The organism is Streptomyces sp. UC4497, from assembly GCF_054871485.1.
The window spans coordinates 1-16,141 of the sequence record NZ_JBTYHB010000015.1; the positions used below are offsets into that span (position 1 = coordinate 1).

Genomic DNA, 16,141 nt, shown 5'->3' on the forward strand with positions numbered 1-16,141 from the left:
CCCGTGGTGGCCTGTGGGTTCGTACAGTGGCGCGCTCCACCTGGACACCAGGGGCCACGCCCGCTCCACTGCGTGTGGGTCGACGGCGGACGGGATGGGAGCGGGGAAGGTTCGTAGCGAGCCGAGCGCGCAATCCCGACTGACAGTCAGGCGCAGAAAAAACGGAATCGCGCAGCAAAACTCTCTCTGCTAGGCCACACTGCTGCAGTGATGAATAAACCGATGATGAGCGTGGACTACGCCAACACTATCGCGGCGGTCGCGCCGGTCATCCTCCTCGTTGCAGTCGTGGAAATGACGAGTAATCGTCAGAGATTCCGCACCACCTGGCAGCTCCTTGTGGCGCGAATGGAACGGATTGGGTCGCTCTATGCTGGCGGGCGACGCCCCAGTGAAGATGAGGTAATCGAAGCGGCTCACGCTGTCGTAGCGCCTCTGCGTCAGACCCTGAAAGAATTCTTGGTGCTGATGTATATCATTGGCAATGTCTTCGTCGGCTTACTGCTCCTCCGGGCAGAGATGATCACCCTGGAATGGCTTATGCGGGGCGGGAAAGGAAAGAATGAGACAGCGGCTTCGTTCTCTTACTTAGCTGTCACTCTTGGTTTTGCCTGGATTACTTTCGTGCCCGTATCGCTACTGCTTGGACCTGCCATCGCGCAATCGCGGGCCATCTTAAGAGGGTTAATTAAATCTCGCCGATTTCGTAAAGATCTCGAAGCCCCTCGACCTCGGGTCGACGAGCGATCGCCCTCCTTCGAGTAGGCACTTTCAACGTTTCCTGTAGCGGCGGATCTCGGCTGACCGTCCAAGGTGTCGCCGAATAATCACCGTATTCTATGAGTTACTCGCCAGCCCTCACGTGCATCCGAACGCGCCTTTCGTTAACCTGCTTACGCGGGTCCACCGGAACGTGTGTCGATAATGTCGGTGATGGTTCACCTGGCGGCGACATCCTTGATCGCCAGCAATGCGATATGCGGGATCACCACGATCGCTTGATCAAGCAAGTGCTCCACTGCGTTGGCCGCATGGGAAGTATTAATATCGATGATCCCTGCCCAAGATGCAGGTTCGTATCGCGCCAGTATCGACAGGCCGAAGAGAACGGCCCACCAGGCCAAGAGCGGATGAATCGGGGTACTCATGCTACCCAGCGCCGGAAAGGCGTATGCATCACTCGAACTACGATAAAGGGTTGCGCGAGATAGGGCCTCTGAGCGCCCAGCATTCGCGTCTGCTGAAGGCGTCAGAGTTGATGGCAGGAACACCTCTAGCTCCTCCTCTGAGCCGTTTCCTCGGTTATGCCAAAGAATGGTCTCGGGTACGTCTGGAGTGTGAGACCAACCTGCGAGAGCTGGGTAGCGCGCGAGGAATGAATCTACAACTTTCCTGTCTGATTCGGATCTTTCCCGTACATCGTGAGGAACTGGGTACAGGGATAGGCGGCACCACGTTTTCTCGCCGCGCTGGACAAGCCCACCGGGCGCGAAGTGCATGGCCGACAAACCCGATGCTCCTGGTAGAGGTACGGTATGTGCTTCAGGTACGAGCGGCCACAGATCGCTAAGCTTCAACGGGTTCTGTGCCTCCAGCGGCTCAACCCCCATAGCCCGCGCAACGTCTGGGAAAGACCCCCTGGCGTGCGGTACGACTTCTACCGAGGCTAGGCCTAGACTTGCGTCTAGGTTGCGAGTTCCGATCCCGTGGCCTTTGAGTCGCCACCCGGTTTCATCCAGGAATCCTGACGCGGCAGCGATCGCTCTCCCGAATTGCGACAGTGCGTAGAAGATCTGAACAGGGCGTGTCGCCGGACCAGCGCTTTCCGCTGCTTCTGTGAACTGCTGGGCCTGCTCCAAGGCTGCGACAAATACGGCTCGCCGTCCTGGAGTAAATTGAGCGGGCCCAGTCACTCCCGTGCGCAGTCCCCGCAATTCACGCCAGACTTCAAGCTTGCTAGGCATCGCTAGATCTCGGTATGTGGCCATCGATCTCCTCAATATTTCCGTCCCGCCCGGATCCCAAGCGATGCCAACTAGTCTGGCTCGGCCCCGACGGTCCGGCCTCTTTGTCAGCAGGGACCGTTAGCGAGCCTCTGCACCATGTCGATCGTCGCAGTGTTCGAGAGTAGGGCAAGTTCCGAAGAATATTCGCTGAATTTCCACCCACGGGGAACACGGCATTGGATCAGTTTCTAGTGACCTGAGTCGTTAATGCGTGTGCAGTACGCGGCGAGGGTGTCGAGGATGTCGTCGGCGGTCTTCGTCCAGATGAACGGCTTGGGGTTCTTGTTCCACTCGTTGATCCAGCCGCGGATGTCCCGTTCGAGTTCGACGACGCTGCGGTGGGCCGAGCGGCGGAGTTTGCGGCAGGTCAGCTCGGCGAACCAGCGCTCGACGAGGTTGAGCCAGGACGCAGAGGTGGGGGTGAAGTGCAGGTGGAACCGGGGATGCCACAGTAGCCACTTCTTGACCGGCTCGGTCTTGTGAGTGGCGTAGTTGTCCAGGACCAGGTGAAGGTCGAGGTCCTTGGGGACGGCGGCGTCGATGACCTTCAGGAAACGGAGGAACTCCTGGTGGCGGTGGCGGCGGTAATGCTGGGCTATGACCGACCCGGAGACGATGTCCAGGGCGGCGAACAGACTGGTCGTGCCGTGCCGGACGTAGTCGTGCGTCATCTTCGCCGGCACCGTCGGCGCCATCGGTAACACGGGCTGGGTTCGGTCCAGGGCCTGGATCTGCGACTTCTCGTCCACCGCCAGGACCAGGGCGTTCTCCGGTGGAGAGAGGTAAATGCCCACCACGTCACGGACCTTGGTCACAAACTGCGGGTCGGTCGACAGCTTCCACGTCTCCACGATGTGCGGCTTGAGGCCGAACGCCCGCCAGATCCGCGAGACAGCCGACTGCGACATCCCCGCCGCTTCGGCCATCGACCGCGTCGACCAGTGCGAATCACCCGCCGGCGGGGCCTGGTCAAGGGTTCTGGCCACCAGGGCTTCGACCTGCTCGTCCGTGATCTTCCGAGGCGCCCCCGAACGCGGCTGGTCCACCAGGGCATCCAGTCGGTCAGCGGTAAAACGTGCCCGCCACTTGCGCACCGTCTCCCGCGAGACGCCAAGGTCCTTCGCGACCTGCGCGTTCGGTCGTCCTTCCGCGCACGCCAGCACGATCCTCGACCGTAGCACCAGCGCCTGAGACGCGGTCTGCTTGCGCAACCAGCCCCGCAGCACGCGGCGTTCGTGGTCGGAGAGCTCCAGTGGCAACGGCGTCGGACCAGGCATTACCCCACCCTACAACCGCCCATGAACTTACGACTCAGGACACTAGCTGCGTGTCACCTCCGGCGCACAACCCCTCACTACCGTGGACGTCAGCAGACTGCCAGCGCAGGTGACAGGCGCAGCAGCCCAAGGACGGCGAGCGCCATCAGTTACGTCGGGACGACGTGGCCGTGAGGGCAGCTGTGTCAGGCTCGGAGTTGGCCGATTCCGTCGGACCGGTCCAGGTGGAATGGCGGGCCAGGACGTGTCGGGTGCCAGCCCTGGGCGAGGGCCGATGTGATGGCAGCGCTCACGTCGCTAGGGAGCACAGCAGCACTCGGCGCTCCGAACCAGTTGCTGGCGTGAGGCTGGTTCGTGGTGACGACGAGGGTCGTGCCGGGCTCGTGTGCGTGTTCCACCGCGTACGTGCACGGCCTGGCGCAGAGGGCCTGGTCGTACGTCGGCCGGCCTCGCAGCGCCAGCGGTAAGTCGTGCCGTCGACGACGACGCGTCGCGAGCCCTTGCGGTTGAGTGTCACAGCGTCCCCCATGCCCTGTGCTGGCCGCGATGCTAGCTGGTCAGAGCGTGGGGGGGCGGCTCTCCTGGGCCGTCCCTGGGCCGTCCGAGGCCGCTCAGCGGTGACCAACGGCGACCACCAGTGACAGGTCTCCCAGGCGACGGCGCCAGGTCACAGCCGTTTGTCTGCGACACTGGATGAGCTATGCCTAAGCCCGGAGAACTCACGTTCGTCGCCCCCCGCGGAGCCAAGAAGCCGCCGCGGCACCTTGCTGATCTTTCGCCTGCTGAGCGGAAGGAAGCTGTTGCTGCGATCGGTGAGAAGCCGTTTCGCGCCAAGCAGCTCTCGCAGCACTACTTCGCGCGGTACGCGCACGATCCCGCGGAGTGGACCGACATCCCCGCGGGATCGCGCGAGAAGCTGCGGGAGGCGTTGCTGCCGGAGCTGATGACCGTCGTGCGGCATCTGTCGACCGACAACGACACGACGCGCAAGACGTTGTGGAAGCTGTTCGACGGGACGCTCGTCGAGTCCGTGCTCATGCGGTACCCGGATCGCGTGACGATGTGTATCTCGTCGCAGGCCGGGTGCGGGATGAACTGTCCGTTCTGTGCCACCGGGCAGGCCGGGCTCGACCGGAATCTGTCGACCGGTGAGATCGTGCATCAGATTGTCGATGGGATGCGCGCGCTCAGGGACGGGGAGATTCCCGGTGGCCCTGCGCGGCTCAGCAACATCGTGTTCATGGGCATGGGCGAGCCGCTCGCCAACTACAAGCGCGTCATCCAGGCCATCCGCGCGCTCACCGACCCGGAGCCGGACGGCGTCGGGCTCAGTCAGCGCGGGATCACCGTGTCGACGGTCGGGCTCGTGCCCGCCATCAACCGGTTCACCGATGAGGGGCTGAAGTGCCGGCTCGCGATCTCGTTGCACGCTCCTGACGACGAGCTGCGCGACACCCTCGTACCGGTCAATACGCGGTGGAACGTGCGTGAGGTGCTCGACGCCGGGTTCGAGTACTCCGCGAAGTCCGGGCGTCGGCTGTCCATCGAGTACGCGCTCATCCGCGACATCAATGACCAGGCGTGGCGCGGTGACCGGCTCGGGCGGATGCTCAAGGGCAAGCCGGTGCATGTGAATCTGATTCCGCTGAATCCGACCCCGGGGTCGAAGTGGACCGCTTCGCGGCCCGAGGACGAGAAGGCCTTCGTCGACGCCATCGCCGCGCACGGCGTTCCGGTCACCATCCGGGACACCCGTGGCCAGGAGATCGACGGAGCCTGTGGACAGTTGGCGGCGACCGAGCGGTAGCCTGGCTGTCGTAAGCACGACAACTACATCTGCAATTCCGACAGGGGAGCGCCACAGCGCTGAGAGTGCGGCAACCGGCCGCAGACCCTCTGGACCTTGCCCGGGTCATTCCGGGTAGGAAGTTCGGACACCACTCAAGCTGTTGCGCCCTGCCCGGAGCCCTGGCCTTTGTTGCCGGAAGCTCCGGGCAGGGCCGCGTCTTCTCCTGGTCACCTCCAGGAGGAATGAAGTAGTGAGTAAGAAGAAGTCGGCCACCAGCGCGTATGTCGCCGTGGTCATGGGGCTCGGGCTCGTCGCGTTGTCCGCGTGCGGGTCTTCCAGTGGCGGGTCGGGTTCCGGCGGTGACTCCAAGACCGTGACCCTCGTGAGTCACGATTCGTGGGCCGTCTCGAAGGGCGTACTGAAGGACTTCGAGAAGAGCTCCGGCTACAAGGTCAAGGTCCTCAAGGACGGGGACGCCGGCGAGGCCGTCAACAAGGCGATCCTGTCCAAGGACAATCCGCAGGGCGACGTCTTCTTCGGCGTCGACAACACCCTGCTCTCGCGGGCGCTCGACAACGGGATCTTCTCCTCGTACAAGGTCAAGGGGCTGAGCGAGGTGGAGGGGCGGTACCGGCTCGACAAGGGGAAGGACCGGGTTACTCCCGTTGATACCGGGTCCCTCTGCGTCAATTACGACAAGGCTTATTTCGAGAAGCACGATCTTGCGCCGCCGTCGTCCTTCGCCGATCTCGCCAAGCCCGCGTACAAGAACCTCCTGGTCACGGAGAACGCGTCCACGTCGTCGCCCGGTCTCGGCTTTCTGCTCGGGTCCGCCGCCAAGTACGGCGACGACGGCTGGCAGCCGTACTGGAAGAAGCTGAAGGCCAATGGCGTGAAGGTGGTCGACGGCTGGGATCAGGCCTACAACGAGGAGTTCAGCGGGAGCGCCGGCGGGAAGAAGGCCGGCGGTGACCGGCCGCTCGTCGTGTCGTACGCGTCCTCGCCGCCCGCCGAGGCCGTGTACGCCGATCCGCAGCCGAAGACCTCGCCGGTCGGCGTCGCCAAGGGGACCTGCTTCCAGCAGGTCGAGTTCGCGGGGCTGCTCAACGGGGCGAAGAACGAGAAGGGCGGCAAGGCGCTGCTCGACTTCCTGGTCTCCAAGAAGTTCCAGGAGGACATGCCGCTCAACATGTTCGTCGACCCCGTGACGAAGAACGCCACCGCGCCCGCCGACTACACCAAGTACGCGGTGAAGATCGACGATCCCGAGACGATGAGCCCGCGCAAGATCGCGGACAATCGGGACGACTGGGTGAAGTCGTGGACGTCGCTCGTACTGAAGTAGTCAGGCCGGCTGGACGGACCGGGAACGCGGCGCGGCTTGGGCTCATGGCTCTGCCCGTCGTGTTCTTCGGGCTGTTCTTCGCCTATCCGGTCGTCGCGATCGTCGAGCGCGGGCTGCATGTCGACGGGGTCTGGCAGTTCGGGCGGATCGTGGACGTGCTCGGGCAGTCCGACATCCGGCACGTCCTGTGGTTCACGGTGTGGCAGGCGCTCGCGTCCACTGTGCTGACGCTGCTCGTCGCGCTGCCCGGCGCGTATGTCTTCGCGCGGTTCGAGTTCCCCGGCAAGCAGGTGCTGCGGGCGGTCGTCACTGTGCCGTTCGTGCTGCCGACCGTCGTCGTGGGCACCGCGTTTCTCGCGCTCGTCGGCAACGGGGGGCTGCTCGACGAGCTGTGGGGCGTCCGGCTCGACACGACGGTGTGGGCGATTCTGCTCGCGCATGTCTTCTTCAATTACGCCGTCGTGGTGCGGACTGTTGGCGGGCTTTGGGCGCAGCTCGATCCGCGGCAGGAGGAGGCCGCGCGGATGCTCGGCGCCTCGCGGTTCGCGGCGTGGCGGAAGGTCACGTTGCCAGCGCTCGGGCCTGCTGTCGCCGCTGCCTCGTTGATGGTGTTTCTGTTTACGTTCACGTCTTTTGGCGTCGTGCAGATTCTGGGCGGGCCGGGCTTCTCGACTCTTGAGGTCGAGATCTATCGGCAGACGGCGCAGATTTTCGATCTGTCGACCGCCGCTGTTCTGACCATCGTGCAGTTTGTGGCCGTCGGGCTGATTCTTGGTGTGCATGCGTGGACCGTGCGGCGGCGGGAGAGCGCGCTGCGACTCGTCGACGCCGCGCATACGTCGCGGCGCCCGCGCGGGGCCGGTCAGTGGGCGCTGCTGGGTGGGGTGTTGGCGTCCGTTGTGGTGTTGATCGTGTTGCCGCTGGGCGTGCTGGTGGAGCGTTCGCTCGATGCGCCGGACGGCTACGGGTTCGGGTACTACCGGGCGCTCACCGACGCCGACGGCGGGACCTTCCTCGTACCGCCGATCGACGCGATCTGGAATTCGCTGGAGTACGCGCTCGCCGCCACGGCCATCGCCCTGGTGATCGGTGGGCTGGCGGCGGCTGCTCTGACCCGTCGTGCGGGGCGGCTCGTGCGCGGGTTCGACGCGTTGTTGATGCTGCCGCTGGGGGTGTCGGCGGTGACCGTCGGGTTCGGGTTCCTGATCACGCTCGACGAGCCGCCGCTCGATCTGCGGTCCACGTGGATCCTGGTGCCGCTCGCGCAGGCGCTGGTCGGGGTGCCGTTCGTGGTGCGGACGATGCTGCCGGTGCTGCGGGCCGTCGACGGGCGGCTGCGGGAGGCCGCCGCCGTGCTCGGGGCCTCGCCGCTGCGGGCCTGGCGGGAGGTCGATCTGCCGATGGTGCGGCGGGCGCTGCTGGTCGCGGCCGGGTTCGCGTTCGCCGTGTCGCTCGGTGAGTTCGGGGCGACCGTCTTCATCGCGCGGCCCGACAATCCGACGCTGCCGGTCGCCGTGGCCCGACTGCTCGGGCGGGCCGGTGACCTCAACTACGGCCAGGCGATGGCCCTTTCGACGGTGCTGATGGTCGTGTGCGCGGCCTCGTTGCTCGTCCTTGAACGGATTCGGCCCGCCAAGGCCTCGACCGGGGAGTTCTGAGTTCTGATGTCGCTTCTGGAGTTGGACGACGCGACCGTACGGTTCGGTGGGCGCGCCGTGCTCGACGACGTGGACCTGGAGGTCGCCGAGCACGAGATCGTGTGCGTGCTCGGGCCGAGCGGCAGCGGCAAGTCGACGCTGCTGCGGGCCGTCGCGGGGCTGCAACCCCTGGACGGCGGCCGGGTGTTGCTCGGCGGCGCCGACCAGGCGGGGGTGCCCGCGCACAAGCGGGGCGTCGGCCTGATGTTCCAGGACCACCAGCTCTTTCCGCAGCGGGACGTGGGGCAGAACGTCGCGTTCGGGCTGCGGATGCACGGGGTGGGACGTGGCCAACAGGCTGAGCGTGTACGGGAGTTGCTGGGGCTCGTCGGGCTGCCGGGCGCCGAGCGGCGGCCGGTCGGGGCGCTGTCCGGTGGGGAGCAGCAGCGGGTCGCTCTCGCGCGGGCGCTGGCGCCGCGGCCGCGGTTGCTGATGCTGGATGAGCCGCTGGGGCAGCTGGACCGTTCGTTGCGTGAGCGGCTTGTCGTCGAACTGCGGGAACTCTTCGGTGAGTTGGGGACGACCGTGCTCGCCGTCACGCACGACCAGGGTGAGGCCTTCGCGCTCGCCGACCGGGTCGTGGTGATGCGGGACGGGCGGATCGCCCAGACCGGTACGCCTCTTGAGGTGTGGCAGCGTCCGGCGGACGAGTTCGTGGCGAGGTTCCTCGGGTTCGACAACGTGGTGGAGGCGACGGTGACGGGGGCGGTCGCGGATACGCCCTGGGGGAAGGTTCCGGTGCCGGAGGGGGCGGGGCAGGGGGGCTGCCGGCTCCTGGTGCGGCCTGCGGGCGTACGGGTCGTCCCTGCCGCCGAGGCCCAGCTGACCTGCGCCGTCACCGGGCGGACCTTCCGTGGTACGCACGTTGCGCTGCACCTGCAACCGGGGGACGCGCCCCGGCTGGAGGCGGCTTGCGCGCTGCGGGAGGCGCCGGATCCGGGGGACGAGGTGGGGGTCGCGTTCGACGCGGCGGAGATTGTGGTGCTGGGGGGTTCCTGACGGGGGCCGGGGGGTTGGGGCTGGGCCGGGGTTGGCGCCTGTCGTTCTCGTTGCGCGGCGCCGTGGTCTCACCGTGCCGTGGTCGGCGCCTCCCGTCCTGGTTGCGCGGCACCGGGGTGCCGCCTTGCCCACCCTGCCGCCCCAGGCGGCAGATTGCCCAAGGCGGGTGCGGTCGACCGCAGGGGGTGGGGGCCGTGGTTGGCGCCGGATCGCCCGAGGCGTGGTGCGGCACCCCGTCGGGCCGAAGCCCCCGGAGGGGGCGGGCGGGTGGGAGATGGGCGGGAGCCGGGCGATTGCCTAAGGGCGGGCGGGACAATTCGAGCCCCGGCGGCGGAGCCCACCCGGATGCCGGCGCCGAGCGCGGAGGTGGGCGGCGCCGAGCGGCGGCGCCCACCCGGCGCCTACTTCTGGGCGGAGCCCTTGCGGCGGAGGGCGAAGACCACGCCGCCGCCCGCGACGACGAGGAGGGCCGCGACGCCGGCGATCATCGGGGTGTTGCTGCTCGCGCCCGTCTCGGCGAGGTTCGAATCGCCCGCGGGGGAGGCCGAGTTGCTCGGGGCGGGGGCCGCCGCCGGGGCGCTCGTGGAGGGGGCCGGCTTCTCGGCCGGCGCCGAGGTGCTCGGCGCCGCGGACGTCGGAGGCGTCGACGGCTTCTCGGTGGCGCACGCCGTGGCCGGTGCCGTGACACCGCCCTTGACGTCGTCGTCGACGTTGAAGCGGTCGGTCTTCACGTGGACGCGGTACGTCGCGCCCGGCTTCCAGTTCTCCTTGAAGGTGATCGTGGCGCCCTCCTTGGAGCCCTTCACGACCTGGGAGCCGACCTGCTCCTCGGAGCCGCCGGACGTGCGGAAGACGGTGACGGTCGCCGGGGTCCCGGAGGCGTCGACGTCGGTGACGGTGATGACGCCCTGCTGGCCGTCGCAAGCGGCCTTGGCGGTGAACTCGCTGATGTCGCACGCCGAAGCGGTGCCTGCGACGCCGAGCGTCAGGGCCGTCGCGGCGGCGGCCACGCCGGCGTAGCGGGCCGCTCTGGAGGAGATGCGCTGAGATATGCGGGGGGCTACGGACACAGCCGTCCTTCACATGTGCTGGAAAGAGGAGGGGCGCGGCACGGTGCGAACGCACCTCGAAGCTCAACACCCCCACGGTCACCGATGGTTTATCGGTGACCGTGACGCAGCGTCAATGCCCTGGGGCCCTCACCGGTCACTCTTGACCTGTGCTTGACCCTGCGTTCCCGGCGAGCCGCTCGATCGCCTCGCCCGCCTCCTCGACCGTGTCCACCAACGCGATCCGGTCCTCCATGGACCGCTCGCGGGCGAGTGCCTGGAGCAGTGGCCAGGTGGGAAGGCGTTCGGTCCAGTGGGCGCGGTCGACCAGCACCATCGGGGTCGGTTCGCCGCGCGACTCGTAGTAGTTGGGCGTCGCGTTGTCGAAGATCTCCTGCACCGTGCCTGCCGCGCCCGGCAGGAAGATCACGCCCGCATTGGAGCGGGCCAGCAGGCCGTCCTCGCGGGTGGCGTTGGCGAAGTACTTGGCGATGTGCTCCGCGAACGCGTTCGGCGGCTCGTGCCCGTAGAACCAGGTGGGGATGCCCACGGAGGGGCCGCCGCCCGGCCAGCGCTCCCGCACGGCGAAGGCCGCGTCCGCCCAGTCGGTGATCGACGGGGTGAACGACGGTGACTTGGCGAGGAGTTGGAGCGCGTCGTCGAGCATCGTGTCGGCGAACGGCGCCGCGTACGCGCCCAGGTTCGCGGCCTCCATCGCGCCGGGACCGCCGCCCGTCGCCACCGTGAGTCCGGCGCGGGCCAGCGTCCGGCCGAGCCGGGCGGCGCCCGCGTACGCCTCCGTGCCGCGCGCCATCGCGTGACCGCCCATGACGCCCACCACCCGGGCCCCGACGAGGAGTTCGTCGAGCGCGTCGGACACCGAGTCGTCGTGCACGGCGCGCAGCATCGAAGCGAACACGTCGCCGTCGGCCTTGGTGCGCTGGAACCATTCGTACGCGCGGGCGTCGGGAGTGGCCGCGTAACCGCCCTCGGACGACAGGCCCTCGAAGAGCTCGGCGGGGGCGTAGAGGCGGCCGCGGTACGGGTCGAAGGGGAGACCGGGGACCGGCGGGAAGACCAGCGCGCCGCGCGCCCTGACCTCGGCCGCGGCCCGCTCGTCCATCGGGCAGCCGAGGAATATGGCGCCCGCGACATCGGTGGCGAGGAGCCGCGACGTACGGTCCGTCAGGTCGACGGCCTGCACCCGGTGCCCGGCCAGCGTGTCGCGCGCGGCCACCACCTCGTCGAACTCCGCGAGCGTCTCGATCTCGCGGTCGGAGGTGGTGGCTGGCACGGACGGTTCGGGGGACTGCTCTGGAGTCGGCACCCGCCCATGCTAAACACGGGCGGGCGCCCGGGCGTTGGTCAGCCCTCGACGACCGAGGGGTCCATCCACATGACCTCGAAGGTGTGCCCGTCGATGTCGTCGAAGGCCCGGCCGTACATGAAGCCGTGGTCCTGCTTCTCGCCGGTCTCGGTGCCGCCCGCGGCGACCGCCCGGTCCACGAGCTGGTCGACCTTCTCGCGGCTCTCGGCGCTCAGCGCGAGGAGCACCTCGCTGTTGCTCGTCGAGTCGATGATCGTCTTCTTGGTGAAGCCCGCGTACTTCTCCTTCGTGAGCAGCATGACCACGATGTGGTCGCTGATCACGATGGAGCTGGTGGAGTCGTCCGAGAACTGGGCGTTGCGCTCGTACCCCAGCTCCGTGAAGAACTTGGTGGACGCCGCCACGTCGTTCACGGCCAGGTTCACGAAGATCATCTGCTGGTACTCGCTCATGATGTGTCCGTCGCCTTCTCGGAGAAGTGAAGTGGTGTGGTGCGTACGAACGTTTAGACGGCCAGTGTCGTCAAAACTCATCGCGCCGTCAGCGGTGCCGCCGAAAGTTCCGCGACGAGCCAGGTCAGAGGACCGAAAACGACCAGCAGGGCGCAGGCCCTGAGCGCCACCGCCCCGCGCAGCGCGGATGCGGGCGCCCCGATCCGCAGCAGCGCCTGCGTCGTGCGCCGCCGCGCCTGGCGGGCCTCGAAGGACGCGGTCACCAGCGTCGCGACGGCGCAGCCGACGACCAGCACCGCGCCGAGCGTCGCCAGCGGCCCGACGCCGGCGGCCGCCCCCTCCCGCTCGCCGTACACCGTGGCCGCCGCGTACGCCCCCGACGCCACCGCGCAGACCACGCCGAGCGGCCGGCCGACGCGCCGCGCCTCCTCCTGGAGCACCCGGCCCGCGAGCAGCCGCACCGCCGAGGGGCGTACGGACTGCAGCGCGCGCCCGCACAGATACGTGAGCCCGGGGCCGGCGAGCGCCAGGCCGAGCGCGGTCAGCGTCCACCCGACGAGCACGCCCGTGGGGCTGCCGGTGAGGCCGCCGGGCAGCCGGGAGCCCGCGGCGCCGCGGGCTCCCGCCGCGTACGTCTCCACGGCGAGGCCCGCGGCGAGCAGCGCGAAGCCCCACGGCAGTCCGGTCGGAGCGGCCGCCGGCTCCTGGGGCTCCTCCGTGTCCCTGACCGGCCGGGAGAGCTGCGGTCGCAGGGCGAGGGCGCTCGCCGCGGACGCCGCGAGCGGCACCCAGGTCAGCAGGGTGAGCGTGGCGGCAAGCGGCAGGGGCCGGTCGGCGGCGAGCAGTCCGCTGGCCGCACCGTCGAACGGGAGGCCCGAGAGGTCGCCCCGCAGATGCAGGAAGAACAGCAGCGCCAGCATCGAGCCGAGCGTGCAGGCGATCGCCGTGGAGATCGCGGCGAGCAGGGTGAGGCGGCCCGGGCCGAGACCCACGGCGGACAGGCCTGCGCGCGGCTGCGTACCGGGGTCGGAGCGGGCCACGGCGACCGCGAAGTACACCGTCGCGGCGATCGGCAGCGCGCACCAGGCGAGGCGCAGCAGGGAGTTGGCCGCGGCGTCCGGGTGCCCGAGCGCGTGGCCGAGCGTGCACAGGAGCAGAAAGCCGGTGCCGGCCGAGGCGGCGGCGACCAGGAGTCTGCGCAGCTGGACCAGGGGGTGCGCGCCGCGCGCTAGACGGAGAGCGAGCACGCGGCCCGGCCTTCCCCTTCGGGGGCCTTCTCCGGCAGCGGCACGGTGTGCACGCGGCGCCCGTCGAGCAGCGACTCCGTGCGGTCGGCGAGCGCGCCCACCGCGGAGTCGTGGGTGGCGAGGACGACCGTGATGTCGTGCGAGCGGGCCGCGGCGGTGAGGGTGCGCATGATGTGGGCGCTGTCGGCGCGGTGCAGGGTCGCGGTCGGCTCGTCGGCGAACACCACGTGCGGGGCGTGCGCGAGGGCGCGGGCGATGGCGACGCGCTGGCGCTCGGCGACGGACAGGGCGTGCGGGCGCTTGCGGGCGAGGCGGCCGACGTCGAGCCGGTCGAGCCACTCGTGGGCGGCGGTCTTGGCGGGGCGCCGGGGGGTGCCGCGCAGCATCAGCGGCAGGGCGGCGTTCTCCCACACGTTCAGCTCGGGCACGAGGACCGGCTCGGGGTCGATCCAGCCGAACCGGTCGCGGCGCAGCCGCTCGCGGACCAGCGGACCCATGGTGTGCACGGGTGTGCTGTTGAACCACACCTCGCCCTGCTGCGGCAGGAGCTGACCGGAGAGGCAGCGCAGCAGCGTCGTCTTCCCGCTGCCGCGCGGGCCGGTGACGGCGAGGATCTCGCCCTCGCGGACACCGAGCGAGACACCGGTGAGCGCGGGGGATCCGCTGTCCGATCCGCTGTGCGCATAGTGCAGGGCACGCGCCCACAGCACGTCGTTGTCCGGCGGGGCCACCATCGCGTACACCTCGGTTCAGATCAGTTGCCTTCGCTCGTACGGGGGAACGAAGGCGCGGCCGATCGGTCACTGGGCACGGTAGGTACGCATCGGCGGGGGCCGGAGAAAGGACGCGGCCCGGCCGCTCCCATCTCACTCGGATGGGGCAACCGGGCCGCGCTTCAAGCCAGTTGGCGTTCCGTGGCCGCCCTGGCTCGGGCCGTTGACCGGAGCTGGTCCGGATCCGGTCAGATCTTCTCCCAGGCCTCCGTGAGGACCTGTCGGATGATCCCTTCGATCTCGTCGAAGGTGGACTGGTCGGAGATCAGCGGCGGGGAGAGCTGGATGACCGGGTCGCCACGGTCGTCGGCGCGGCAGTACAGGCCGTACTCGAAGAGCTTCTTCGACACGTAGCCGTACAGGATCCGCTCGGACTCCTCGTCCGTGAAGGTCTCCTTGGTGGCCTTGTCCTTCACGAGCTCGATGCCGTAGAAGAAGCCGTTGCCGCGGACGTCGCCGACGATCGGCAGGTCGTTCAGCTTCTGCAGCGTGTTGAGGAAGTTCGCCTCGTTGTCCAGCACGTGCTGGTTGAGGCCCTCGCGCTCGAAGATGTCGAGGTTGGCGAGACCCACGGCGGCGGAGACCGGGTGGCCACCGAACGTGTAGCCGTGCAGGAACGTGTTGTCGCCCTTGTAGAACGGCTCGGCGATCCGGTCGGAGACGATGGCCGCACCGATCGGGGAGTAGCCGGACGTCATGCCCTTGGCGCAGGTGATGATGTCCGGGATGTAGCCGAACTTGTCACAGGCGAACATCGTGCCGAGGCGGCCGAAGGCGCAGATGACCTCGTCGGAGACGAGCAGCACGTCGTACTTGTCGCAGATCTCGCGCACGCGCTGGAAGTAGCCGGGCGGCGGCGGGAAGCAGCCACCGGCGTTCTGCACCGGCTCCAGGAAGACGGCCGCGACCGTCTCCGGGCCCTCGAACAGGATCTCCTGCTCGATCTGGTCGGCGGCCCAGCGGCCGAAGGCCTCCGGGTCGTCGCCGTGGATCGGGGCGCGGTAGATGTTCGTGTTCGGCACCTTGTGCGCGCCCGGGACGAGCGGCTCGAAGGGGGCCTTGAGGGCCGGCAGACCCGTGATGGACAGGGCGCCCTGCGGGGTGCCGTGGTAGGCGACCGCGCGCGAGATGACCTTGTACTTCGTGTGGTTGCCGTTGAGCTTGTGGTACTGCTTCGCCAGCTTCCACGCGGTCTCGACGGCCTCGCCGCCACCGGTGGTGAAGAAGACCTTGTTGAGGTCGCCCGGCGCGTAGTGGGCCAGGCGCTCGGCCAGCTCCACGGCCTTGGGGTGGGCGTACGACCAGATCGGGAAGAACGCCAGCTCGGCCGCCTGCTTGGCGGCGACCTCGGCGAGCTCCTGCCGGCCGTGACCCGCCTGGACCACGAACAGGCCGGAGAGGCCGTCCAGGTACTTCTGGCCCTTGTCGTCGTAGATGTAGGTGCCCTCGCCACGCACGATGGTGGGAACGGGCGCGTTCTCGTACGACGACATGCGGGTGAAGTGCATCCACAGGTGGTCGTACGCGGTTCGGCTGAGGTCCTTGCTCACGGCTATCGGGTTCCCCACATATAGGTCTGCTTCTTGAGCTTCAGGTAAACGAAGCTCTCGGTGGAGCGCACTCCGGGGAGGGCCCGGATGCGTCGGTTGATGACCTCCAGAAGGTGGTCGTCGTCCTCGCAGACGATCTCCACCATCAGGTCGAACGAGCCCGCGGTCATCACGACGTACTCGCACTCCGGCATGTCGGTGAGCGCGTCCGCCACGGGATCCAGATCGCCCTCGACGTTGATGCCGACCATCGCCTGCCGCCGGAAGCCCACGGTGAGCGGGTCGGTGACGGCGACGATCTGCATCACGCCCTGATCGAGCAGCTTCTGGACGCGCTGGCGCACTGCTGCCTCGGACAGGCCCACGGCCTTTCCGATGGCGGCGTACGGACGCCTGCCGTCTTCCTGAAGCTGTTCGATGATGGCGAGGGAGACGGAGTCGAGCGGCGGATTGCTGCCGTTCCTCGAACTGGGTCCCTTGGGGTCTGCGCTACGACTGGCCACGGCCTCACTGTGCACGAGGACTCATCTGTTTCGCAAGCCCGGATCGATGTAATTCGTTGTTTGCGAGGTTCAACCTCACGGATTCCGTAGTTCAGCAGGGGTGGGGGGTGTCGAAAACGTCGGTCCA

At 68.1% G+C, this 16,141-nt stretch carries 14 protein-coding genes; 5 read left to right on the forward strand and 9 right to left on the reverse strand.

Annotated features, from left to right (window positions below):
- The first annotated feature begins 207 nt into the window (after positions 1–207).
- A complete protein-coding gene (locus ACYSUO_RS21745; protein ID WP_461777876.1) occupies positions 208–765 on the forward strand; it encodes a hypothetical protein in 558 nt (185 codons plus the stop codon).
- Positions 766–938: 173 nt separating this feature from the next.
- Here ACYSUO_RS21745 and ACYSUO_RS21750 read toward each other — a convergent pair whose 3' ends face one another.
- Positions 939–1,988 (reverse strand): YaaC family protein, encoded by a 1,050-nt coding sequence (locus ACYSUO_RS21750; RefSeq protein ID WP_461777877.1) that lies wholly within the window; start codon positions 1,986–1,988, stop codon positions 939–941.
- 206 nt (positions 1,989–2,194) lie between these two features.
- The gene (locus ACYSUO_RS21755; protein ID WP_461777878.1) at positions 2,195–3,283 is read right to left on the reverse strand and encodes an IS630 family transposase; all 1,089 of its coding nucleotides are present in this window, start codon (positions 3,281–3,283) and stop codon (positions 2,195–2,197) included.
- Positions 3,284–3,983: 700 nt separating this feature from the next.
- Here ACYSUO_RS21755 and rlmN point away from each other — a divergent pair.
- The 4 genes from rlmN to ACYSUO_RS21775 all read left to right on the forward strand — a co-directional run bounded on the left by rlmN (position 3,984) and on the right by ACYSUO_RS21775 (position 9,113).
- On the forward strand, positions 3,984–5,090 hold the full coding sequence (gene rlmN / locus ACYSUO_RS21760; protein WP_426900395.1) for a dual-specificity RNA methyltransferase RlmN: 1,107 nt from the start codon (positions 3,984–3,986) through the stop codon (positions 5,088–5,090).
- Between the two features lie 277 nt (positions 5,091–5,367).
- The gene (locus ACYSUO_RS21765) at positions 5,368–6,417 is read left to right on the forward strand and encodes a thiamine ABC transporter substrate-binding protein (protein WP_461778017.1); all 1,050 of its coding nucleotides are present in this window, start codon (positions 5,368–5,370) and stop codon (positions 6,415–6,417) included.
- Positions 6,393–8,075: an ABC transporter permease gene (locus ACYSUO_RS21770; protein ID WP_461777879.1), complete on the forward strand. Its 1,683-nt coding sequence runs from the start codon at positions 6,393–6,395 to the stop codon at positions 8,073–8,075. Before ACYSUO_RS21765 ends, ACYSUO_RS21770 begins: the two co-directional genes overlap by 25 nt.
- Positions 8,076–8,081: 6 nt before the next feature.
- Positions 8,082–9,113 (forward strand): ABC transporter ATP-binding protein, encoded by a 1,032-nt coding sequence (locus ACYSUO_RS21775; RefSeq protein ID WP_461777880.1) that lies wholly within the window; start codon positions 8,082–8,084, stop codon positions 9,111–9,113.
- A gap of 401 nt (positions 9,114–9,514) precedes the next feature.
- On the opposite strand, the gene ACYSUO_RS21780 is transcribed toward ACYSUO_RS21775, so the two are convergent.
- The 7 genes from ACYSUO_RS21780 to ACYSUO_RS21810 form a co-directional block, all read right to left on the reverse strand.
- On the reverse strand, positions 9,515–10,183 hold the full coding sequence (locus ACYSUO_RS21780) for an LAETG motif-containing sortase-dependent surface protein (protein WP_461777881.1): 669 nt from the start codon (positions 10,181–10,183) through the stop codon (positions 9,515–9,517).
- A gap of 136 nt (positions 10,184–10,319) precedes the next feature.
- Positions 10,320–11,489, reverse strand: coding sequence for an LOG family protein (locus ACYSUO_RS21785; protein ID WP_461777882.1), 1,170 nt, complete (start codon positions 11,487–11,489; stop codon positions 10,320–10,322).
- A gap of 38 nt (positions 11,490–11,527) precedes the next feature.
- Positions 11,528–11,941, reverse strand: coding sequence for a VOC family protein (locus ACYSUO_RS21790; protein WP_461777883.1), 414 nt, complete (start codon positions 11,939–11,941; stop codon positions 11,528–11,530).
- A 77-nt stretch (positions 11,942–12,018) separates the two neighbouring features.
- On the reverse strand, positions 12,019–13,188 hold the full coding sequence (locus tag ACYSUO_RS21795; RefSeq protein WP_461777884.1) for a hypothetical protein: 1,170 nt from the start codon (positions 13,186–13,188) through the stop codon (positions 12,019–12,021).
- Positions 13,170–13,922: an ABC transporter ATP-binding protein gene (locus ACYSUO_RS21800; protein ID WP_461777885.1), complete on the reverse strand. Its 753-nt coding sequence runs from the start codon at positions 13,920–13,922 to the stop codon at positions 13,170–13,172. Before ACYSUO_RS21800 ends, ACYSUO_RS21795 begins: the two co-directional genes overlap by 19 nt.
- Positions 13,923–14,149: 227 nt before the next feature.
- Positions 14,150–15,529, reverse strand: a complete 1,380-nt coding sequence (locus ACYSUO_RS21805) for an aspartate aminotransferase family protein (RefSeq protein WP_461777886.1) — start codon at positions 15,527–15,529, stop codon at positions 14,150–14,152.
- Positions 15,514–16,029, reverse strand: coding sequence for an Lrp/AsnC family transcriptional regulator (locus tag ACYSUO_RS21810; RefSeq protein WP_266714722.1), 516 nt, complete (start codon positions 16,027–16,029; stop codon positions 15,514–15,516). The genes ACYSUO_RS21805 and ACYSUO_RS21810 overlap by 16 nt, the downstream gene beginning before the upstream one ends.
- Between the last annotated feature and the right edge of the window lie 112 nt (positions 16,030–16,141).